Annotated in this window: 23 protein-coding genes and 1 pseudogene; 22 read left to right on the forward strand and 2 right to left on the reverse strand. The window is 70.0% G+C overall.

Annotated elements, in window-relative coordinates:
* The 14 genes from FHS23_RS17145 to FHS23_RS17210 are packed head-to-tail and all read left to right on the forward strand — an operon-like array spanning position 1 to position 14,005.
* On the forward strand, positions 1-1,077 hold the full coding sequence (locus FHS23_RS17145) for a glycine cleavage T C-terminal barrel domain-containing protein (protein WP_183656692.1): 1,077 nt from the start codon (positions 1-3) through the stop codon (positions 1,075-1,077).
* 28 nt (positions 1,078-1,105) lie between these two features.
* Positions 1,106-3,295 carry a beta-ketoacyl-[acyl-carrier-protein] synthase family protein gene (locus FHS23_RS17150; protein WP_183656695.1) on the forward strand — a complete coding sequence of 730 codons (2,190 nt, stop codon included), beginning with the start codon at positions 1,106-1,108 and terminating at the stop codon, positions 3,293-3,295.
* On the forward strand, positions 3,292-4,011 hold the full coding sequence (locus FHS23_RS17155; protein WP_183656698.1) for a nitroreductase family protein: 720 nt from the start codon (positions 3,292-3,294) through the stop codon (positions 4,009-4,011). Before FHS23_RS17150 ends, FHS23_RS17155 begins: the two co-directional genes overlap by 4 nt.
* Positions 4,008-5,252 (forward strand): NAD(P)/FAD-dependent oxidoreductase, encoded by a 1,245-nt coding sequence (locus FHS23_RS17160; protein WP_183656701.1) that lies wholly within the window; start codon positions 4,008-4,010, stop codon positions 5,250-5,252. The genes FHS23_RS17155 and FHS23_RS17160 overlap by 4 nt, the downstream gene beginning before the upstream one ends.
* Positions 5,249-6,130: an alpha/beta fold hydrolase gene (locus FHS23_RS17165; RefSeq protein WP_183656704.1), complete on the forward strand. Its 882-nt coding sequence runs from the start codon at positions 5,249-5,251 to the stop codon at positions 6,128-6,130. Before FHS23_RS17160 ends, FHS23_RS17165 begins: the two co-directional genes overlap by 4 nt.
* 20 nt (positions 6,131-6,150) lie before the next feature.
* A complete protein-coding gene (locus FHS23_RS17170; RefSeq protein WP_183656707.1) occupies positions 6,151-7,056 on the forward strand; it encodes an acyltransferase domain-containing protein in 906 nt (301 codons plus the stop codon).
* Positions 7,053-7,544: a holo-ACP synthase gene (locus FHS23_RS17175; RefSeq protein WP_221219698.1), complete on the forward strand. Its 492-nt coding sequence runs from the start codon at positions 7,053-7,055 to the stop codon at positions 7,542-7,544. Before FHS23_RS17170 ends, FHS23_RS17175 begins: the two co-directional genes overlap by 4 nt.
* The gene (locus FHS23_RS17180; protein WP_183656708.1) at positions 7,541-8,392 is read left to right on the forward strand and encodes an ester cyclase; all 852 of its coding nucleotides are present in this window, start codon (positions 7,541-7,543) and stop codon (positions 8,390-8,392) included. The genes FHS23_RS17175 and FHS23_RS17180 overlap by 4 nt, the downstream gene beginning before the upstream one ends.
* Positions 8,393-8,398: 6 nt before the next feature.
* The gene (locus tag FHS23_RS17185; RefSeq protein ID WP_183656712.1) at positions 8,399-9,172 is read left to right on the forward strand and encodes an alpha/beta fold hydrolase; all 774 of its coding nucleotides are present in this window, start codon (positions 8,399-8,401) and stop codon (positions 9,170-9,172) included.
* The gene (locus FHS23_RS17190; protein WP_183656715.1) at positions 9,169-9,669 is read left to right on the forward strand and encodes a holo-ACP synthase; all 501 of its coding nucleotides are present in this window, start codon (positions 9,169-9,171) and stop codon (positions 9,667-9,669) included. Before FHS23_RS17185 ends, FHS23_RS17190 begins: the two co-directional genes overlap by 4 nt.
* Positions 9,666-10,712 (forward strand): right-handed parallel beta-helix repeat-containing protein, encoded by a 1,047-nt coding sequence (locus FHS23_RS17195; RefSeq protein WP_183656718.1) that lies wholly within the window; start codon positions 9,666-9,668, stop codon positions 10,710-10,712. The genes FHS23_RS17190 and FHS23_RS17195 overlap by 4 nt, the downstream gene beginning before the upstream one ends.
* Positions 10,709-11,647, forward strand: a complete 939-nt coding sequence (locus FHS23_RS17200; RefSeq protein ID WP_183656721.1) for an ABC transporter ATP-binding protein — start codon at positions 10,709-10,711, stop codon at positions 11,645-11,647. Before FHS23_RS17195 ends, FHS23_RS17200 begins: the two co-directional genes overlap by 4 nt.
* Before the next feature lie 22 nt (positions 11,648-11,669).
* Positions 11,670-12,860, forward strand: coding sequence for an ABC transporter permease (locus FHS23_RS17205; protein ID WP_183656724.1), 1,191 nt, complete (start codon positions 11,670-11,672; stop codon positions 12,858-12,860).
* The gene (locus FHS23_RS17210) at positions 12,857-14,005 is read left to right on the forward strand and encodes an ABC transporter permease (RefSeq protein ID WP_183656727.1); all 1,149 of its coding nucleotides are present in this window, start codon (positions 12,857-12,859) and stop codon (positions 14,003-14,005) included. The genes FHS23_RS17205 and FHS23_RS17210 overlap by 4 nt, the downstream gene beginning before the upstream one ends.
* 89 nt (positions 14,006-14,094) lie before the next feature.
* On the opposite strand, the pseudogene FHS23_RS23810 reads toward FHS23_RS17210, so the two are convergent.
* Positions 14,095-14,190 (reverse strand): annotated as a pseudogene (locus tag FHS23_RS23810) (hypothetical protein); the annotation flags it as partial.
* Positions 14,191-14,336: 146 nt separating this feature from the next.
* Between FHS23_RS23810 and prmC the strand changes: the two are divergent.
* The gene (gene prmC, locus FHS23_RS17220) at positions 14,337-15,200 is read left to right on the forward strand and encodes a peptide chain release factor N(5)-glutamine methyltransferase (protein WP_183656730.1); all 864 of its coding nucleotides are present in this window, start codon (positions 14,337-14,339) and stop codon (positions 15,198-15,200) included.
* A gap of 73 nt (positions 15,201-15,273) precedes the next feature.
* On the opposite strand, the gene FHS23_RS17225 is transcribed toward prmC, so the two are convergent.
* Positions 15,274-15,615, reverse strand: coding sequence for a hypothetical protein (locus FHS23_RS17225; RefSeq protein ID WP_183656733.1), 342 nt, complete (start codon positions 15,613-15,615; stop codon positions 15,274-15,276).
* 118 nt (positions 15,616-15,733) lie between these two features.
* Between FHS23_RS17225 and FHS23_RS17230 the strand changes: the two genes are divergently transcribed.
* From FHS23_RS17230 to FHS23_RS17260, 7 genes are all read left to right on the forward strand, one after another.
* On the forward strand, positions 15,734-16,384 hold the full coding sequence (locus FHS23_RS17230) for an L-threonylcarbamoyladenylate synthase (protein ID WP_183656736.1): 651 nt from the start codon (positions 15,734-15,736) through the stop codon (positions 16,382-16,384).
* A gap of 117 nt (positions 16,385-16,501) precedes the next feature.
* The gene (locus FHS23_RS17235) at positions 16,502-17,665 is read left to right on the forward strand and encodes an MraY family glycosyltransferase (protein WP_183656739.1); all 1,164 of its coding nucleotides are present in this window, start codon (positions 16,502-16,504) and stop codon (positions 17,663-17,665) included.
* 55 nt (positions 17,666-17,720) lie between these two features.
* Positions 17,721-18,398, forward strand: coding sequence for a Cg1360 family ATP-synthase-associated protein (locus FHS23_RS17240; protein ID WP_425501135.1), 678 nt, complete (start codon positions 17,721-17,723; stop codon positions 18,396-18,398).
* Positions 18,399-18,639: 241 nt separating this feature from the next.
* Positions 18,640-19,422 carry a F0F1 ATP synthase subunit A gene (gene atpB / locus FHS23_RS17245; RefSeq protein WP_183656742.1) on the forward strand — a complete coding sequence of 261 codons (783 nt, stop codon included), beginning with the start codon at positions 18,640-18,642 and terminating at the stop codon, positions 19,420-19,422.
* A gap of 130 nt (positions 19,423-19,552) precedes the next feature.
* The gene (locus FHS23_RS17250) at positions 19,553-19,789 is read left to right on the forward strand and encodes an ATP F0F1 synthase subunit C (RefSeq protein WP_308216334.1); all 237 of its coding nucleotides are present in this window, start codon (positions 19,553-19,555) and stop codon (positions 19,787-19,789) included.
* Between the two features lie 49 nt (positions 19,790-19,838).
* Positions 19,839-20,378: a F0F1 ATP synthase subunit B gene (locus FHS23_RS17255; protein WP_183656746.1), complete on the forward strand. Its 540-nt coding sequence runs from the start codon at positions 19,839-19,841 to the stop codon at positions 20,376-20,378.
* A 12-nt stretch (positions 20,379-20,390) separates the two neighbouring features.
* Entirely contained in the window at positions 20,391-21,212 is an 822-nt protein-coding gene (locus FHS23_RS17260; RefSeq protein ID WP_183656749.1) for a F0F1 ATP synthase subunit delta, read from the forward strand.
* The last annotated feature ends 3 nt before the right edge of the window (positions 21,213-21,215 follow it).

A 21,215-nucleotide genomic window follows, 5' to 3' on the forward strand; every position in this document is an offset into this window, starting at 1 on the left:
ATGACCCAGACGGAAACCCCGACGTCGCGGCTGCACGCGGCGTATCCGGAGTCCACGGTGTACGGCGCCGTCGGTGATGCTGTCGTGGCGTTGCGGTTCTCGGAGATCGAGGACGAGTACGACGCGATCCGGAATCGTTCCGCGGTGTTCGACCTGGCGGGTACACCGCTGATCGAGATCAGCGGTTCCGGAGCGAACGACGTCGCCCAGCGGATCCTGGGCCGGGACGTGGAGTTCCTCACCGCGGAGCGGTGCATGACGAGCCTGGTGCTCGAAACCGACGGCACGGTCGTCGACCAGGTCGAGGTGTGGGGCAGGGAGGACGGCCTCCTGCTGGCCGGATCCGTCGGAGCGGGCGAGCGTCTCCTCGAGCATCTGCGTAGCGAGGCAGCGGACCGGGTGACGATCACCGACCGGACCGGCGAACTCGCGTTGCTGGCGTTCGAGGGACCGTACGCGTGGGGCGTGGTCGGCAGGCTGATCGACGGCGAACTGGCCGCGTTGCCGTTCGAGTCCATCGTCGACGCGACCTGGGAGGGTGAGGACATCGTCTTCGCCCGCACCGGATCGACCGCCGAGTACGGCTACAAGATCCTCGCCTCCGCCGAGGCCGCGGAGAAGTTGTGGGCGCGTGCGACCGAGGAAGCCACGCCCGCGGGGTACGAGGCACTCGAGCTGGCGATGCTCGAGGTGCGGCAGCCGATCGTCCGGGCCGAGGCCACCGGCGCGAATGTCGTGGAGATGGGCGCCGGCTGGCTGGTCGACATCACCAAGGACGACTTCGTCGGCAAGGACGCGGTCCAGGCGGCGTTCGCGGCCGAGACCAGGCGCACGATCGGATTCTCGGGCGGCTCGGCCGTACCGGAGGCGGGCACGGAGGTCACGGTGGACGGCGAGGCCGTCGGCGAGGTCGTGCACGCGGTGCACAGTCTCGCGCTCGGCACCACGCTCGGGCTCGCGCGCATCGCACCCGACCTCGCGGCCGCGGGCCTGACGCTGACCGTCGGGGATGCCGAGGTGAGGACGTTGACCAGTCCGTACGTCACGCCGAAGAGCTGGAGCACCCCGATCATCTGACGGGATTCCCAAGGATCGAGGAGTCACAATGGTGTTGCGCCCTGTCGTGATCACCGGGGTCGGGGTCATCTGCGCGGCCGGCCGCGACGCGGACGAGTTCTGGCGGTCGCTCGTCGCGGGCGAGTCGGGGATCTCCGCCGTACGGGACGAACGGTTCGCCGCGTTCGAAGCCAGGTTCGCCGGACAGGTACCCGACGCGTGGATCGACGACCAGCTGCCCGTGGCGGAGCGGGAACTCGACCGCACGGCCAAGCTGGCGCTCGTGGCGGCGAGGCAGTCCGTGACGCACGCCGGGCTCGGCGACACGCCCGCGGAGCGTTTCGGCCTGGTGCTCGGGAAATGCCAGGCGACGCCTGCCGGGGACGGCGCCTACCAGCCGATGCACGCCACTGCGGACACCGTCGCCGCCCGGATCTCGGCGGCGGGGCCGCGGATCCTCGTGTCGACCGCGTGCGCCGCCGGCGGCAACGCGGTCGGCCTCGCCCGTGACAAGATCCTCACCGGTGAAGCGGACGTCGTGCTGGCAGGCGGGGTCGACCCGTTGCTGTTCGGCACCTATGCGGGGTTCGCGGGGCTGCAGGCGCTGAGCGCCGGACCGTGCGCACCCTACAGCCGCTCGGAAGGGCTGAACCTGGGTGAAGGTGCGGCGTTCGTGGTCGTCGAACCGCTCGACGCTGCGCTCGCCAGGGGTGCGCAGCCACTCGCGGAGGTGGCGGGGTACGGGCTGTCGGCCGACGCGTATCACGCGACCGCACCCGATCCGACCGGGCGTGGCGGCACGAGCGCCGTCCGCCGCGCGCTGGTCGACGCAGGCCTGACCGCCGACGACGTCGATTACGTCAACGGCCACGGCACCGGCACACCCGCGAACGACGCCATGGAGAAGAAGGTCATGCGGACCGTCTTCGGCGAGCGTGCGGCGTCGGTGCCGACCAGCAGCATCAAATCGTTCATCGGCCACACGCTCGGCGCGGCCGGTGCGGTCGAAGCCGTCGCGAGCGTGCTGGCACTCCGCAACGGCACGGCACCGCCGACGATCGGATTCAGCGACGAGGACGCGGCCACGGCCACGCTCGACTTCGTGCCCAACGCGCCGCGCGAGCTGGACATGGACGTCGTCGTCTCCAACAACTACGCGTTCGGCGGGAACAACGCGTCGCTGGTGCTGCGCAAACCCGGACCCGCCAGGGACTTCGAACCGTTGCCGGAGGCGGAGGTCGTGGTGACCGGGCTGGGGCCGGTGCTCGGGCTCGGTGTCGGTGTCGACGAGCTGACCGCGGCGCTGGCGGAAGGCCGGACCGCAGCCGGTGGTCACCCTTCGCTCGAAGGCCGGACGTTCGCGCCTCGGTCGGTATGGCGGCACATGAACCGGCTGTCGCGCACGGCGATCGCGGCGTCCCGGCTCGCGTGGGACGACGCGGGCCTGAAGCTCGGCAGGGCCGGGCTGGAGAACGTCGGTGTCGTGTTCGCGACGGCCGCGGGGTCGATCGAGAGCACCGCCGGATTCGACGAGAGTGTGCTGGCGAACCCGAACAAGCCCGCGGTGCTGAGTTTCTCGAACGTCGTCCTCAACGCGACGGGTGGCGCCGTGTGCCAGACCTTGGGGCTGCGTGGTGTCACGACCACCATCTGCAACGGCAACGCGTCGGCCTCGGTCGCGCTGGACTGCGCCGTCGAGGCGGTGCGTTGTGGCAAGGCGGACGTCGTTCTCGTGGTCGCTGCCGACGAGGTCGCCGGCGGGTCCGGATCGGTCTGCTTGGTGGTGGAGTCGGCCGCCCACAGCGCCGCCCGCGGCGGCGTGCCGTACGCACGGGTGCGCGGCTCGACGCACGCGTCGGTGATCGGCGCCGGTGAACAGCAGCTGATCGAACACGGCATCGGGGCGTTGAACGCGCGGTCGGCGGATCTGGTCGTCGGCTCCGGTGCCCACGTCGGGGACGAGAGCGAGCGAGCTGCGGTCACCGCGACGATGCCGGGGGCGCAGCTGGCGGGGTCGGCCGCCGTCACCGGAGATCTGCGCTCGGTGACGGGCGCTCTCGACCTGGCACTGGGGGCACTGGCGATCCGCGACGGAGCCGTGCCGGACGCGGTGCGGCGAGAGCCCGCAGCTGGCGTGGGTGAGGTGAGCGTGGTGGGCGTGGCTCCGGTGTCGACCGCCGTCGTGCTCGGCTCGTCCCCCGGCTCGGTGCGTGGTGCGACGCTGCTGGGGGCGGTATGACGGTGTTCGACGTCGCCGAGACCGACCGGCTGCTGACCACGACCCGGTCGGTCCGGCGCAGGCTCGACCTCGACCGGCCGGTGCGGCGGCAGCTCATCGAGGAGTCCCTCGACGTCGCCGTGCAGGCGCCGAACGCCAACGATCAGCAGTCGTGGCGGTGGGTGGTGATCACCGACGACGCCGTGAAGCAGGAGTTGTCGGAGGTGTTCGACATCTCGTGGCGGTTCCACCGTCACGAGGCGTGGACCAATTCCGGCAGGCGGCGCAGGAACCGGTCCGCGCAGCGCAACAACGAGTCCGCGGAGCTGCTCGCCCGCAATATCGCGAGGGTGCCCGTACTGGTGATCCCGTGCCTGCTCGGCAGGCCGCCGGACATCTGTGAGGTGGACGCGGAGTGGCTGCGCACGAGGCCACGGGACGCCGACACGCAGCGGCAGGACGTGCGCCTCGGCGCGATGCGGGCCAGCACGTTCTACGGCTCGATATTCCCCGCGATCTGGTCGTTCCAACTCGCGCTCCGCAGCCGCGGTCTCGGCAGCACGATCACCTGCATGCACCTGCCGTTCGAACGCCGCGTCGGGCAGTTGCTCGGGATTCCGAGCGGAGTGACGCAGGTGTGCATGATTCCCGTCGCCCACACCGTCGGCACGGAGTTCTCCCCGGCGAAGCGGAGTCCCGCGGCCTCGCGCACGAGTTGGGAGGGGTGGCAGACATGACGGTGCGGACGTGTGACGTGGCGATCGTCGGCGGCGGGATCGCGGGCACGGCCGCCGCCGCGTACTTGACCGCCAACGGACTGTCGGTCGTGCTCCTCGAACGGCAGGAGGTATTCAGCGACCTCGTACGGGGGGAGTGGCTCGCCCCGTGGGGCGTCGCCGAGGCGCAACGCCTCGGTGTCGACGATGCCATCGCCGTCGGCGGCGGGTGGGAGATCCGCGAGTGGACCCAGTGGGACGAGGTGGTCGCTCCCGGGGACGCCGTGACCGTCGACATGACGAGCTTCGTCCCCGGCGCGGGCGGCCCCCGTGGCATTCCGCACCACCTCGTGTGCGACGCGATCGCAGAACAGGCGGAGGAATCCGGCGCCGAGATCGTCATGGGCGCCCGAGACTGCGAAGTGGATGCGGGTGAGGAGCCGATCGTCCGCTACCGCAAGGACGACGAGGCCGTCGAGGTGCGCGCCCGGATCGTGCTCGGTGCGACCGGAACCAACTGCCGGGTCGGCAGACAGGTGGGGTTGCCGATGAACACGTCGGTGGACCACTGGGGCGCGGGACTGCGGGTCGAGGGCCTCACGGACTGGCCGATGGACGTGCAGGCGATGGGCACCGAGGGTGAACGCAACTTCATGGTCTTCCCGCAGGGCGACGGGATGGCACGCCTGTATCTCAACTACCCGACGAGCCACCGGCACCAGTACCGGGGCGACGGCGCCGCGGAGCGGTTCCTCGCGGACTTCGAGCTCGAGGCCCTGCCCGGCCACGGCAGATCCGTGTACGCCGCGGCACGGCCCATCGGACCGCTGAAGGAATGGCCCGCGATCACCTACCGCCCGCAGCACGGCATCGTGACCGACGGGGTCGTCCTGATCGGCGACGAGGCGGGGACATCGGACACCGTGCTCGGGGTGGGTCTGTCGTGTGCGCTGCGCGACGTGCGCATCGTCTCCGACGTGCTGCTCTCGGAGAGGGAGTGGACGCCGGAGGCCTTCCTCCCGTACCGGGAGGAACGAGCGTTCCGCATGGAGCGACTGGTGTTCGGCGCATCCGTGATCGCCAAGCTGCAGTGCGAGTTCGGCCCCGAGGCGACGGCGCGCAGGCGCCGGGTCCGTGCGCTCATGGACGAGAACCCGGCCGCACAGGTTCTCGGCCTGCTCAACATGGTGCCGCCGGAGGAAGTCCCGGAGTTCGGCTTCAGCGAGTTCTTCGTCGAGCGTCTGTTCAGGGAGACGGTATGACCACCACGCAATCACTGCTCACCGATTCCGTCCACGTCAACGGAGTCGACATCGCCTATGTCGACAAGGGCGAAGGCGACCCGGTGGTGCTGCTGCACGGGTTCCCCGACTCGCATTATCTCTGGCGGAACCAGATCGACCCGCTCGTGGAGGCGGGTTACCGGGTCGTCGTGCCCGATCAGCGCGGGTTCGGGGAGTCGAGCAAACCGCAGGACATCGAGGCCTACGACATGCGGACGCTGGTCAACGACATCGTCGGGTTGACCCAGCAGCTCGGGATCGGCAGGGCACATCTGGTCGGCCACGACTGGGGCGCCGCGATCGCGTGGATGTACGCGTTCCTGATGCCCCGCCGGGTCGACCATCTCGCGGTGTTCTCCGTCGGACATCCCGGGGTGTTCGCCACGCCCAGCATCGAACAGCGCAAGGCCAGCTGGTACATGCTGTTCTACCAGTTCCCCGGTGTCAGTGAGGAGCTGTTGCGTCGCAACGGATGGCGGTTGTTCAAGGAGATCATCGGCGCCGACGGCGACCACCGGCGCTACCTGCGGGAACTCGCCAAGCCGGGAGCGCTCACGGCTGCCCTCAACTGGTACCGGGCGAACCGTTCTCCCGAGGCCGAGCTGCGGACCGAGCGCAACTTCCCGCCGGTGCTGGCTCCGACATTGGGCGTCTGGTCGACCGGTGACCAGGCGTTGTTGGAGGAAGGCATGACCGGTTCGCAGAAGTTCGTGAAGGGGCCGTGGCGTTACGAACGGGTGGAGGACGCCGGCCACTGGATCCCGCTCGACCGGCCCGAGCTGACGACGGACCTGCTGCGCGGATTCCTGGGTTCGCAGAGTTCGGCCGCGGCGCCGTCCCGCCGCCGCAGGCTCTGACGCGGACAGGAGGGATCGGTGTGATCGGGTTCGTGTTCCCCGGCCAGGGGACGGTACGGGTCGGCATGGGTGGTTGGCTGCGCCGTGAGGGAGCCGCCGCCCCGGTCTGGGAGTGCGCCGAGGAGCTCTTCGGCGAGTCCGTGGCACGGCTGTGCGCGCGGGGTCCGCTCGCACGGCTCGTCGACACCGAGCATGCCCAGCCCGCCGTGACGGTGTGCAACCTCGCCGGGCTCGCCGTGCTCAGGGCCCGCGGCTACGAGCCGGACATCGTCGCCGGGCACAGCGTGGGCGAGCTCAGCGCGCTGTGCGCCGCAGGCGTGCTGGACGAGGCCGAGACGTTGCGGCTGGTAGCCACCAGGTCGGCGTTGATGGCCGAACTGCCCGGCCACGGGGTCATGAGCTCGGTGCTGGGCCTGCCCGTCGAGCGGGTCGAGGAACTCGCGGCCGAGTCGTCCCGGCCGGGCCAGCCACTGGTCGTGGGGCTCGACAACGCGCGGGAACAGGTCGTCGTGTCGGGGCATCCGGAGGCGCTCGAACGGTTCGCAGCCTCGGCGGACGGCGCCCGCAGCATCGTTGCGCTGAAGGTGGGTCATGCCTTCCACTCGCCGCTGATGGCGGGAGCGGTCGACGCGTGGGCCGAGGCCGTGCGGGCCGCACCGCTGAAACCGCCGCGGCTGCCCGTCGTGCCGAACGTGACCGGCGAGCCGACGACCGATCTCGGCACCATCACCGACGCGCTGATCGAACAGCTGGTGGCCCGGGTCCAGTGGACGCGCACGATGAACGAGCTGTCCACTGTGGAGGGGTGCGTCGAGGTGGGGGACAGCAAATCGCTCACCGGGATGTTCCGTACCGTCGGCGTGCGCTGTGTCAGCATGTCCACGCCCGCGGTACTGCGTTCCCTGCCCGCAGGCGGTGTGCGATGACGTCCTGGGGTAGCGCGGCCGTCTCCTTCGACGGGGTTCGTGGTCCGGCGGCGCTCGTTGCGCCGATGCCGGTCGAGCGGGTGTTCACCCGGGCCGAACGACTGCACTCCGGGAAGGGTAGGACGCTCCAGCACTGGGCAGGGCGGCTCGCGGCCAAGTACGCGGTGCTCCGGCTGCTGACTGTGCAGGAGGACGAACACAGCCTGGGCGAGGTGGAGATCCTGCCGCGGCCGTCGCCGATCTGCGGGAGCGGTGCCGCGTGTCTGCACGGGCATCCGCCGGCCGTCCAGCTGCGGGGAACATTGTGGACGCGGGTCCGGCCGGAACGCCGTGTCGGGGTGTCGATCAGTCACGCGGCGAGCCTGGCCGTGGCGGTCGCGCTGGAATCGGCGCGGCTTCCGGGGGACGGCGACGAGGGCCGGACGTGCGACGAGGGCCGGACGTGCGACGAGGACCGGACGCGGGCCGGGAAAGGGGCTCTGCGATGAGGGACACGGCTCAGCGCTGGCTCGACGCGTGGCGTGCGGGCAGCGTCACCGAACTGACCGCCGTCGCCGAATCCTTTTCGGACCCGGACACCGACGGCGCGGTGTCCGGTGCGGAACTGGCCGAACACCTGGCTGGAGTGTTGCGCCGCTTCCCCCGGTGGCCCCTCGACGCGGAGACGACGGCCGAGACCGACGACACGATCGTGCTCACGTGGACCGTCACCGCCGCGCACCGCGCGCCGTATCTGGGCATTCCCTCCGCGGGCGGTGACGCCACCATCAGCGGGGTCGACGTACTCACGCGCAGCGCCGGGCGGGTGTCGGTCACCCGCCGGTTCGACCGGCTCGCACTCGCACGGTCACTCGGTTACGACGCCCGATTCCTGCCGCCGTCGACCGATGTCGTCGACTACGGCATCAGCATGGGTGCGGGTTCGTCCCGCACCGCGGCACCGGGTGCGCTGACGCTGACCTGGCTCGACGTCCACGACGACGAGGAGGGCGCGGACGTGGACCTGCTCACGTACGAGGTCGTCAAATCCCTCAGGCACAGCAAGGGATTCCTCGGCGCGGCGATCTTCGAGATCGGCGGTCGCCGCTACACTCTGAGCGCCTTCACCACCCTCGACGCGGTCAGAGCGGTGCATGCCAAACCGCATCAGCGAGCGATGCGCCGGTTCTTCCGCGGCGGGTTGTGCACCGGCGCCTACACCAGCGTGTGGTCCCTCGAACGCGACAGCGTGTACCTGCGCTGTGCCGGGTGTTCCGCGGTCGTGCCGGGCGACCGGGCGTGCGACTGCGGCAACGAACCGTCCGCCCGTCCGCTGATCCCCCTACCCGAGGAGTGAGCACCCGTGCCCGTCTTCACCTCCGAACACCGCAACACGCCGGGAGACGGCCCCCTGGTCGTGTTCATGTCCGCATTATTCGCAGGCAAGTGGATCTGGGACCACCCGTTCACCGAGCTCGGCAACGCGGGCCGTCCGGTCATGCGGATCAACGAGGCCATCTGCGCGGTCGACAGCAAGGTGGCCGGTTCGATCGAACGCCTCGGTGACGAGCTGATCGCCGCCTGCGACGCGGTCGGGGCCGAGGACGTCGTGGTCTGCGCGAACTCGCTCGGCGGGCTCGTGTCCATCGACCTGGCGGGCCGCCGTCCCGACCGGGTCAAGGGAATCGTCGTCAGCGGCGCGCCGGGCCTGACCACCGAACCCGACGTCGGCCTGAGCATGGACCGGCGCGGCAGCGTCAAACTGGCGACCGACCAGTTCCGCGAACGCATGCTGGCAGCGCTCTTCCACGGCGAACCGCTGTTCACCGAGGAACAGATCGAGGAGACGGGCGCGCTGCTCAGCACCGGTCCCGCCATGGTCGCGATGGCGCGCAGCCTGCGGGCGACCCGGAACTACGCCGTGTCCGCGGGACTGGACGGCGTGCAGTGCCCGTCGTTGTACGTGTGGGGCGCCCGTGACCGGATGACTCCGGTCGCGCCGTGGCAGGAACTCCTCGAAGGCTACGACGACGCGGAATTCGTCACCGTCGACGACTGCGGGCACATCCCGATGGTCGAACGCAGCGAGCTCTACACCGCGCGGTTGACCCGGTTCGTCGACCGGATCGCGGCGTGACCGCGCGGGCCGTCCTGTTCGGGGTCGATGTGCTCGACGTCCGCAGGGTGTCGCGCGCCATCGACTACAGCGGCAGCTCGTACGTTCGGCACGTGACCGCGGACGAGGAGCCGCGGCTGCATCCCGACGGCGCGGTGGCGACGGCAGCCACGGTCGCCGTCAAGGAGGCACTGATCAAAGCCATCGGCGGACGTCCGCCCGGGTTCAGCTGGCACGACTTCCTCGCCGGTTCCGACACCGACACGCTGGTTCCGGCGACGGCGGGGCGCCTCCTCGAGGACGCGACGCCCCAGCTCGGCCAGGTCACCGACGTCATGCTCACGGAACACTGCAGCTACCGCGTCCGCGGCGCGAGCCTCGACGCGGCTCTCACCCGCCTGGGCGTCGCCGACCGGGACGGGGCGTCCGCGGTCGGCTCCGCCCGCTGGGGGCGGCGCGAGGAAACGCTCGTCGCCCTCGCCGTTCTCGTCACGACCACCGCGAAGGAGTCCGCATGAGCATGTCCACCCGGTCGGCCACCGAGGTCCTCGTCGCTGAAGGAGAATCGGTGCAGTCGGCGCTCGACGCCGCGGCCGAGGGCACGATCATCCGCCTCGCCGAAGGAACGTTCGAAGGGAACTTGTCGGTCACCACGCCGGGCGTCACGCTCGTCGGGGCGGGCAGGGGCCGCACGGTGCTCGTGCCCGGAGCGCCCGCTCCGACGTCGATCCCGCCGTTGCACGACGCCCCGGCTGACGTCATCAGTGGGATCGCGCTGCACGAGATGACCGACGTGGCGATCGAAGGCATGACCGTGCGCGGCTTCAGCGGTGCCGGCGTGTACGCCCACAGCTGCCGCGGGATCCGGCTGGCCGACGTCGAATCGGACGGCAACCGGGTGTGGGGGCTGTACGTGCGCGAATCCGCCGACGTCGAGGTCGAGTCGTGCCAGGCCCGCGGCAGCCAGTACGCGGGGGTCGCCTTCGCGTTCTGCCCGGCCGGTTCGCGCTGTCTGGTCACCGGCAGCGAATGCAGCGAGTCGGCCTTCGGTGTGTTCGTCGACAACTCCAGCACCGTTCGGGTCGTCGGCAACCGTTGCCACGGCAATGCTGCGGGCATCCTCCTGCTGCACCAGACCTACGAGGGCGAACTGCCGGGTGGTGTGAACGACTGCCTCGTCTCCGACAACGACGTCACGGGGAACACTCTTGCCGCGGGAGGTGAGGCGCCGGACGATCTCGGCGCTGCGGGCCCTCCCATCTCGGGCGTCGGCATCGCGGCCATCGGCACGGAGCGGGTCGCCGTGGTCGGCAACCGGGTGCACGACAACCGGCCGTCCGGCGAGACGGTGATGCCGGGGGCGGTCGTACTGGCGAGCTCGGCCGACTGGGGCGGCTCCGACTCGTCGGACAACTCCCTCGAATGGAATGTGATCACCGGAAACGAGCCGTTCGACGCGTTGGTCGCGGTGGACCCGGCCGGTCAGCGTTTCCGCAACAATGTCATCGGCACTTCCCAGCCGGAACGACTCGACGACCACGCGCCACAGGGGACGGTATGACCTTTGCGCTGACCTGCGAGAACCTGGTCAAGCGATACGACGGGACGGCGGTGGTGGACCACGTCGGTTTCCACATCGACTCCGGCGAGGCCTACGGCCTGCTCGGGCCGAACGGTGCGGGCAAGACCACCACGATCTCGATGCTGGTGGGCCTCTTGCGTCCCGACGGCGGTTCCGTGCAGGTGAACGGCATCGAGATGGGTTCCGACCCGGTCGAGGCCAAACGCCTTATCGGTTACGTGCCGCAGGAGATCGCGCTCTATCCGGAGCTGACCGCCCGGGAGAACCTGCGCTACTTCGGCAGGCTCTACGGCCTCGGGCGGCGCAGACTCGCCGCCCGGATCACGGAGGTCCTCGACGCGGTCGGCCTGAGCGAGCGCGGTGACGACAAGGTGCAGACCTATTCCGGCGGGATGAAACGCAGGGCCAACATCGGGGTGGCGCTGCTGCACGAACCGGAACTGCTCATCCTCGACGAGCCGACCGTCGGCGTGGACCCGCAGAGCAGGGTCGCCATCCTCGACAGCATCGAACGGCTCGTCGGGGAAGGCGTGAGCTTGCTCTACACCTCCCATTACATGGAGGAGGTCGAACGGGTCTGCACGAGGGTCGGAATCATCGACAAGGGTCGCGTCGTCGCCGACGGCACCCGGCGTGAACTGGTCGCGGAACTGGGCGGGACCGACAAGGTGGACCTGGTGCTCGACGGCGACGTCCACGCGGCGGCCGAGAAGCTCCGCGCGGTCGAGGGCGTCACCGAAGCAGCCGTGACGGGCCAGAACTCGCTGCGCCTGCTGGCCGTCGGAGGAAGGCACCTGCTGCCCGCACTCCTCGGCGCGGTGGACGGACTCGCCCAGGTCACCGGTGTCGACGTGATCGAACCGGACCTCGAGGCCGCGTTCCTGCACCTGACCGGCAGCACGTTGCGCGACTGAACGAACAAGGGGTTGTCGGTAGGTGTTGACAAAGCTCTCGGCACTGGCGGTCGTCGCCGGGCACGAGGTCAGGGCGCGGCTGCGCGACGGCACGGCGGTGCTGATCGCCTTCGTGGCGCCGGTGCTGCTGGCGACGCTGTTCGGTGTCGCACTCGGCGGGGACGACGAACAAGCGCTCGACACGACGATCGGCATCGTCGACAACGACGGCGGCGAGGTGCCCGCGAGTGTCCAGCGGGAAGCGATGGACAGCGAACAGCTGCGTGACATGATCGGGTTCGAGCGCTTCCCGGACGTCGATGCGGCACAGCAGGCGGTCGACGACGGTGCGGCCGGCGCGGCGATCGTGTTCGAGGAGGGCTTCAGCGAGAGCGTGAGCGCCGGTGAGGGCGGCGAGGTGTCCGTCCTCGAATCGGCGGAGGCGCCGTACGCGGGCGTCGTGGCGCGCAGCCTCGTCGACCAGGTCTCGTCCTTGGTCGCCTCGCGCACCCTGGCGGTGGACGTGTCGCTGGCGGCGGGCGTGCCCCCGGAGCGGGTGACCGAGTTCGTCGAGGAGAACGGCGCCGACGGGCCCGCGCTGCGGCTCTCCGACGCCACGGTCGCGGGCGCGCAAGTCGGGATGACGGTGCATTACGGCGCGGGCATGGCGGTGATGTTCGCCTTCTTCGTGGCGGGAACGTCGGCACGGGCTCTGCTCACCGACCGGCAGTTGGGCACACTCGACCGCATCCGGGCGGGCCCCGTGCCCGCCTGGACGCCACTGGCGGGCAAGGCCGTGGTGGGGTTCGGGCTGGCCCTCGTCAGCATGTGCACGACATGGGTCTCGTCCGAACTGATCTTTGGGGTCAGCTGGGGAGATCCCGTCGCGGTGCTGCTCCTGCTCGTCGCGCACGTCTTCGCCGCGACGATGCTCGTGCTGCTGGTGGCGAGCAGGGCGCGGACCGATGCCCAGGTCGACGGCTTCGTGCTGGGACTGGCCTTCGTGCTGGCGCTGCTCGGCGGGAGCATCGTGCCGGTCTACGACCTTCCGGACTTCCTGCAGACGGCCGCGCTCGTGACACCGAACGGCTGGGTGTCGGAAGGAATCGGGCAGCTCGCGGCCGCAGGCACGGGAGTGTCGGACGTGACGACGCCGCTGCTGGTGCTCGTCGGCATCGGCGTCGCGGCCGGGATTCCCGCATTCCTGCGCTTCTCGAAGGGACGGTTCGCATGAGGCCACGTCCGGTCGTCGCGCTGGTTGCGGCGAATCTGCTCCGCCAGGCCCGGGACAGGGTGGGGCTGTTCTTCATGGTCGTCATGCCGTTCGTGACGATCCTGTTCGTCGGCATGGCGATGGGCGGTGCCTCGGGGGACGACGAACTCCCCGTCGCGGTGCACGCGGCCGACGGCGACCGGATCGGGACCGCGGTGATCTCCGAATTGGAGGACGCAGGCACCGTGCGGGTCGTGTCCCCGGACTCGGAGCAGGCGCTGCGCGACGCCGTACGCACCGGCGAAGCGGCCGCCGGGCTGGTGATTCCGCGGGACGGTCGCGAGCTCGACCTCGTCATGGCCCAGAACACGGGCACGAGCATGGCCGCGCGCAGCGAGATCGACGCGGCGATCGGCAAGGTTGCGGCGGTGCTCGAGGCCGAAAGCGCGGCGGAGAAGGCGGGTGCCACGCCCGAGGAGGCGGAACGGTTCGTCCGGCAAGCGCAGGAGCGCGGCGTCGAGGGCACCGTGACCGTCCGGGGGAGCGGCGGAGACGACACGCCCACGGGGTTCGCCTACACGGCTCCGGCGAACCTGCTGCTGTTCACGTTCATCAATTCGATGGCCGTGGCGGCTGCGCTGGTCGAGAGCAAACGCCTCGGCATGGTGCGCCGGTCCGTCGCCGCGCCGCTCTCGGGTGGGCGGATCCTGCTCGGCGAAGCGGTGAGCCGGTTCGTCGTCGCGCTGGCGCAAGCGCTGTTGATCATCGGCGTGAGCTCGTTGCTGTTCGACGTCGCCTGGGGTGATCCGCTCGGCGTCGCCGCGGTCGTGGGCGCGTTCAGCCTGGTCGCGACCGGCGCCGCGATGCTGGTCGGTGCATGGGTGCGCTCACCCCAGCAGGCGCCCGCCATCGGACCGCCTCTCGGCATCGTGCTGGGCATGCTCGGCGGTTGCCTGTGGCCCAGGGAGGTCGCGGGCGAGCCGCTGAACACGATCGGCTACGTCTTCCCGCACTCGTGGGGCATGGATGCGCTGCTGACGTTGAGCGAGCCGGGAACCGGTATCGCCGACGTGTGGACCGAGGTGCTCGTGCTCGGCGGCATGGCGGTCGTCGTTCTCGGTCTCGCACTGGTGGTGTTCCGCAAGCGTGCGGTGCTCGTGAGCTGACAGGCGGGCGGTGGTGGGTGGCCCGCCGACCGGTCACCGGAGAGGCGGTGCAGCGTCGCGGCCTGTTTCGCGACCGAGAACGGCTCCCGCAGCGGCAGCACCAGCACGGACGTGCCCAGTCGGAGTCGCGTCGTGTGCGCCGCGAGGTGCGCCAGCGTGACCAGGGTTCGTACACGCCGAGCCACACCTCGCGCCGTGCCCCGAGCTCGTCGCGACCCTTCGCCGGGAACTGGCGGCCATGGCCGAGTCGATCGCGTCGATGCGGCGTACCCGTGCCGCGCTCGCGGGGTACGTCCCGCCCGATGGCTGACGAATATGCCAGGGTAGAAGGGTGAACAGACAGCCTCTCCGCCTGGCGATCCTGGAGGCGACGCGCATCCTCGAGCAGGCCGGTGTGGCCTCGCCGCGCAACGACGCGGAGCTCATAGCGGCTCACGTGCTGGGGATCGACCGTGGTCGGCTCCCGTTGACCCCGCTGGTCGATCCGCCCGTCGTCGAGTCGATGCGGCGCGTCGTCGAACAGCGCGCCAAACGGGTGCCGCTGCAGCACCTCACCGGATGGGCGGCGCTCGGGGACATCACCGTCGACGTCGGCGCCGGCGTGTTCGTGCCGCGCCCGGAGACGGAACTGCTCCTCGAATGGGGGCTCAAGCTTCTCAAGGGCCGCGAGTACCCCGTGGTCGTCGACCTGTGCACCGGCTCGGGTGCGCTGGCGCTCGCCGTGGCCCGCGCCCGCCCGGACGCGGTGGTCTACGCCGTCGACAACGACCCCACCGCGCTGGCCTGGGCCCGGCACAACGCCGACGCCCGTGCCGAGGCGGGGGACACGCCGGTCCGGCTGTACTCCGGCGACGTCACCGACCCGACCGTGTTCGCCGAGCTCGACGGCCTCGTCGACCTGGTGCTGTGCAACCCGCCGTACGTCCCCGAGGGCACCGAGGTCCCGCGCGAGGTCTCGGACCACGACCCGCCGCAGGCCGTGTTCGCGCCCGGGGGAGGGCTGGCCGTCATCCGCCACGTCGTCGGCATGGCCGCGCGGCTGCTCAAACCCGGCGGCGGGGTGGCCATGGAGCACGACGACACCCACGGCGGCGCGGTGCCGGAACTGCTGCGCGCGCGAAAGGTGCTCACCGACGTCCGGGACCACCAGGACCTGGCAGGCCGCGCCCGCTTCGCCACCGCCCTGCGGGGCTGAGCGGTCGGGCCTGTGGGTCCGAGATGCGGTCGAGCCGAGATGCGGTGGGCCGATGCCCCGACTGGCGTGTCGGCTACGGCGTCAGCGCATCGTTGAGTAACGCGAGCGCGGCGGCTGAGAGCGGGATCGCGGCGAACAGGTAGATGGCGACTCCGGTCAGGGCGGCCCTGCCCGTGGACCATCGCGCGGCGCGCGTTCCGACGAACCAGACGAGCAGGCAGATCGCGGCGTAGCCGGCGAGCAGTGCGGGCCAGAACACGAGCGTGATGAGACCTCCGCTCAGCGCCGTGACGTCGATGAGTACGTGCGCCACGAGCAACGGCAACAGGAGCAGCAGCGTCCGGCCGAGCCCGGCGGGACCGCGCCATCGCGCGCCACCCGCTTGCCCGTCGGTTTCCTCGGACCGTGTCGTCATCGGCAGAAGTTCATCACGGCGTGCACTGCCGCGCATCGCCGCCCGCCGATGCGCGGCAGTGCACGTGCGCCGACCGCCGCTGCGAGCGGTGGAGACGGGCGGGTCTAAGCTGCCGGTCATGAGCGTGGTCTACGACTGCAGCGACCCGGATTCCCGCGTCGACGGACTCAAGGCCGCGGCCGCATCGGTCCGCTCGGGGCGCCTCGTGGTGCTGCCCACCGACACCGTCTACGGCATCGGCGCGGATGCCTTCGACTCCGCCGCCGTGCGCGCACTTCTGCAGGCGAAACACCGCGGACCGGACATGCCGGTCGGCGTGCTCGTCGGTTCGTGGTCCACAGTGGACGGGTTGGTGCTCGGGGTGCCGCAGCAGGCGCGCGCCCTCATCGAGGCGTTCTGGCCCGGCGACCTGTCGATCGTGCTGCCGCATGCGCCGAGCCTGAACTGGGACCTCGGCACCACCCGCGGCACGGTGATGCTGCGGATGCCGTTGCACCCGGTGGCGCTCGAACTGCTCCGTGAGGTCGGGCCGATGGCCGTGTCGAGCGCCAACGTCTCCGGCAAGCCCGCCGCCGCGAACGCGCAGGAGGCGAAGGACCAGCTCGGCGAGTCGGTGTCGGTGTACCTCGACGGCGGCCCCAGCGGGGAGGTGGTGCCGTCGACGATCGTCGACCTGACCGGCTCGGCGCCGGTCATGCTGCGGGAAGGTGCCGTGAGCGCCGACGCGGTGTCCGAGGTGCTCGGCGTCGAACTCGGCCCGCAGGAGTGACGCCGTCGGTATGGCGATAGCGTTACCCGCCGTGACTTCCCACCGACTGGCCGGGACCCACCGTGTCCCCGGGAGCCGCCGGACGGGGACACGGGGTGTCGTCGGAACGGGGCGCCCGTGACTCCCACGGCGGGTCTTCCCATCCGCGAGTACATCCTCGTCGCGCTCGTCTCCGCGGCCGTGACGTTCCTGCTCACGGCTCTCGTGCGGAAGTTCGCCATGAAGTCGGGCGCCGTCGCCGTCCCACGGCAACGCGACGTGCACGTGGTGCCCATCCCGCGCATGGGCGGCCTGGCGATGTACTTCGGCGTCGTCGGAGGGATGGCGCTCGCGCACCAGCTGCCGGTGCTGCGCCGCGCGTTCGAGTACTCCTACGACCCGCTCGCCGTGCTCATCGGCGGCGCGGTGATCGTGCTGATCGGCGCGCTCGACGACCGGTTCGAGCTCGACGCCTGGACGAAACTCGCGGGCCAGGTCATGTGCGCGGGCATCCTCGTGCTGTTCGGCCTGCAGTGGGTCTCGTTCTGGGTGCCGTGGGGCGGTGAGGGCGAAGCGCTCGGCCAGGTGCTGATCCTCGACCGCAACCAGGGCGGACTGCTCGCGGTGCTGCTCGTCGTGGTGATGGTCAACGCGATGAACTTCGTCGACGGTCTCGACGGACTGGCGGGCGGTCTCGGTTTCATCGCCGCCGCCGCGACGTGCGCGTTCTCGCTCGGCCTGCTCGCCTCGTCCGGCGGGGATGTCGGGACGTACCCGCCCGCGCTGATCGCCGCGACGCTGGCGGGCGCATGTCTCGGCTTCCTGCCCCACAACTTCCAGCCCGCGAAGATCTTCATGGGCGATTCCGGGTCGATGATGATCGGCCTGATGCTCGCCGCGGCCAGTACGTCGGCGTCCGGGAAGATCAACTACACCTCGTTCGACGCCACCGACGTCGTCGCGCTCCTCTCACCGCTGTTCGTCGTCGCCGCGGTGCTGTTCCTGCCGCTGCTGGACCTGGTGATGGCCGTCGTGCGGCGCACCCGCCGGGGCGAGAGCCCGTTCGCGGCCGACAAGATGCACCTGCACCACCGCCTGCTCGAGATCGGCCATTCGCAGCGGCGGGCCGTGCTGCTGATCTACCTCTGGGCCGGGCTGCTGGCGTTCGGCGCGGTCGCCGTGACCCTCTTCGACACCGGCGTCGTGTTCTGGCTGACCTGCGCGGGCCTGCTGCTCGCGGCACTCGTGTCGGGAGTCCCTAGACTGAAACGACAGCGCGAAGGCCCCTCGTCGAGGTCGTGACCGGCCTCCACGGCGTCTCGCGCCCGCCCTCCGCCCACGATCCGAAGGCCGTCCGATGAATGCCGAGACCGAGTCCGAGCCCCCGGCCGACGCCGACGCCGCGGTCCGCGCCGAGCACGCGCGGTCGGTGCACCGGCTGGCCGACGCGATGCTCGCCTGGGGCCTGCGGATCTCCCTCCCGCTGAGCCTGCTCACGCTCGGTGTCGCGGTGCTGACCGCGGGCACCGAAGGGCTGGTCGGCGGCGGTTTCGGCGTCGTGCTGGGCCAGGGTTCGGCGCTGGTGACGATCACGATGATGCGGCTGGCCGCGTCGCGCGGTCCCAACTCGCTGATGGGCTTCGCACTGGGCGGATACGCGCTGAAGATGACGGCGCTGCTCGTCGTCATGGTGCTCCTACGTGACGTCGACGGGTTCAGCAGACCGGCGCTGGCCTTCGGCATGCTCGTGGTGGTCGTCGCGTGGGCGGCGGGGGAGGTCATCGCCTTCCAGCGGACGAAGACGCCGACGCTGGTCATTCCGCCGTCGGCGGCCCATCCCGCCGACGCCGGCCCCGCGGGCACCGAGTCGCCCGAGCCGGAGGCCGGCGCGGCCGTATCCGCCGGTCACGGGGCCGACGATGGCGACGCCGAGGCGGTGGGCGACACCCGCGCCGAACGTGACGCTGCTGACATTTCCGGCACGACGGCCGTTGAGGGCGCCCCAGCACACACCTGGTCCGGGAAACGGGACTGAATCGTTTCACAAATCCCTACGACGTTGCGTAGTTCCAGGTCGGCGGCATTGTGAAGCGAAGAAGTATGCCCGTACGGCTGCGGCTGTTACGGGACTGATAACGTCCCGGGCAAGGTAGCCCTTGCTGCACACGAAGGGACGCCCCGCATAGCACCGGATCTGCGTCCGGTACGTTATGCCCAGGTTGCATCGATTCCCCCGGCGGAGTGAACGCCGGCCGGGAGAACCGGAAGGAGCCCAGTTGGGCGCGCTGGTACTAGCCGCGGGTGACGAATTCACGCCGCCGACGGCCGAGGCGTTTAATCTGCCTCCCATTTTCGGCTGGGTCACCAAACCCATGCTGCTTGTTGTGCTGTCGGTCGTCCTGATCATCGGGTTCTTCCTGCTCTCCAGCAGGAAGCTGAGCGTCGTGCCTGGCAAGGGACAGTTCCTGGTCGAGTCGTTCTACGACTTCGGGCGTAACAACATCGCCCGGGAGCAGATCGGTTCCAGGGACTTCCTGCGCTTTTTACCGCTGATTCTGGCTCTGTTCAGCTTCGTCCTCGTGAACAACCTGTTCGGGATCATTCCGATCCTGCAGTTCCCGACGATGTCGCACATCGGCTTCCCGCTCGCACTCTCCGTGCTGGTGGTCTACCCCGTGTACCACTACGCGGGCATCCGCCGGCACGGCCTCGGTGGCTACCTGAAGCACCAGCTGGTTCCGCCGGGCGCGCCGAAGCCGGTGTACCTCCTGCTGACACCGATCGAGTTCTTCACGAAGTTCATCATGAACCCGCTGACGCTCGCGATCCGAGTTTTCGCGGCGATGTTCGCGGGTCACCTGCTGATCATGCTGTTCGGCATCTCAGCGGAGTTCCTGCTGCTCCACGGTGACGGCATCACGAAGATCTTCTCCCTCTTCTCGTTCGGGGGAGCGCTCGCGATGACGTTCATCGAGGTCCTGATCATGTCGATCCAGGCCTTCATCTTCGCGCTGCTGTCCGCCAACTACATCGGCGCGGCAATGGCCGAAGAGCACTAGGAACCACCGCACCGACCCTCAGATCCCGGACGGCTCACGCGCGAGCGACGAGAACGTCCGTCCGAACCCACAGACAAGACATCCGTTACCGAATACGGACGAAGTTGGAAAGGGAAAACACGTGAGCTCCATTGTTCTCGCCCAGCAGGCCGCAGAGACCAGCATCAACTCGGGCCTCGCCGTCGTCGGCTACGGCCTCGGTGCCATCGGTGGTGGTATCGGCGTCGGCATGATCTTCTCCTCCGTCATCAGCGGCACCGCCCGCCAGCCGGAGGCCCAGGGCAAGCTGATGAACATCGGCTTCACCACCTTCGCCCTGGTCGAGGTTCTGGCGCTGCTGGGCTTCGTTCTCTTCTTCCTCGCCTGACGTCGGCGACCGCCGACGCCGGTAATGACAGGACGAAGTGGAGACGACGATGATTCTGGCGGCTGAAGAGTACAACCCGGTGATGCCGCACGTTGCCGAGATCATCATCGGTCTGATCGCGTTCCTGCTTCTGCTGTGGGTACTGCGCAAGTTCGTGGTGCCGCGCTTCGAGAAGCTGTACGAGGAGCGGACCGCGAAGATCGAAGGCGGCATCGAGAAGGCGGAGAAGGCTCAGGCCGAGGCAGAGCAGGCGCTGGAGCAGTACAAGGCGCAGCTGGCCGAAGCACGGACCGAGGCCGCCAAGATCCGCGACGACGCACGGCTCGAAGCCGAGACGATCAAGGCGGAACTGCGTGCCGAGGCCGAGCAGGAGGCGAGCCGGATCGTCGCCCAAGGCGAGGCGCAGCTGCAGCAGCAGCGTGCACAGCTCGTCGCTGAGCTGCGAGCCGACCTCGGCCGGAACTCGGTGGCGTTGGCCAGCCGGATCGTCGGTGAGTCGCTGGAAGACGAGGCCCGCAGGCGCGGCACTGTCGACCGGTTCCTCGCCGAACTCGACGCCGGTGCCGACGGTGCCGGAGCCAGGAACTAGGAGTAGGCGCACATGACGCTGCATGCTGCGAGCCGGGACGCTCTTGGCTTCGCCGAGACCCGTCTCGACGAGGTGCTCGGCGATGCGGGCACGAATCCGTCCGCCGTCGGGGAAGAGCTGCTCTCCGTGGTGGAACTGCTCACCAGGGAGGTGGGGTTGCGGCGGGCCGTCGGCGACGGCTCGTCCGATCCCGAGGCCCGCAAGCGGCTCGTCAGGTCGTTGCTGCAAGGCAAGGTGTCCGAACCCGCCCTCGGCGTGCTCGACACCGTGGTGGGCAGCCGCTGGTCCAGCCCGCGTGAGCTGCTGGACGGCCTGGAGACCGTCGCCCGCAAGGCGCTGCTGGTCAGCGCCGACAAGGCCGGGAAGCTCGACACGGTCGAGGGGGAACTGTTCCATCTCGCCCGTATCGTCGAGGCAGAGCCGGAACTCGAGCGGGCCCTGGGCGACCAGGTCCGTTCCGCCTCCGGACGACGGTCGCTGTTGCGCGGTCTGGTCGGCGAGAAGGTCGACGCGGTCACGCTCGTGCTCGTCGAACAGGTCGTGGCCCGTCCGCGTGGACGAGGTGTCGCAGCCGGTATCGACACGCTGGTCGAGCAGGCCGCGGCGTACCGCTCGAAGTCGGTCGCGTACGTCAAGAGTGCGACCGAGCTGACCGGCGGTCAGCGGGACCAGCTGGCCGCGCGCCTCGAGCAGATCTACCGGCGCAGCCTGGCCCTGCACGTCCAGGTCGACGACAAGGTGGGTGCCGGGCTCGTCATCCGGGTCGGTGACGAGGTCATCGACGGAAGCGTCGCGGGTCGGATCGAGGCGTTGCGCAGGCAGCTCGCGAGCTGACGG

This window comes from Prauserella isguenensis, from assembly GCF_014191605.1.
Taxonomy (GTDB): Bacteria; Actinomycetota; Actinomycetes; order Mycobacteriales; family Pseudonocardiaceae; genus Prauserella; species Prauserella isguenensis.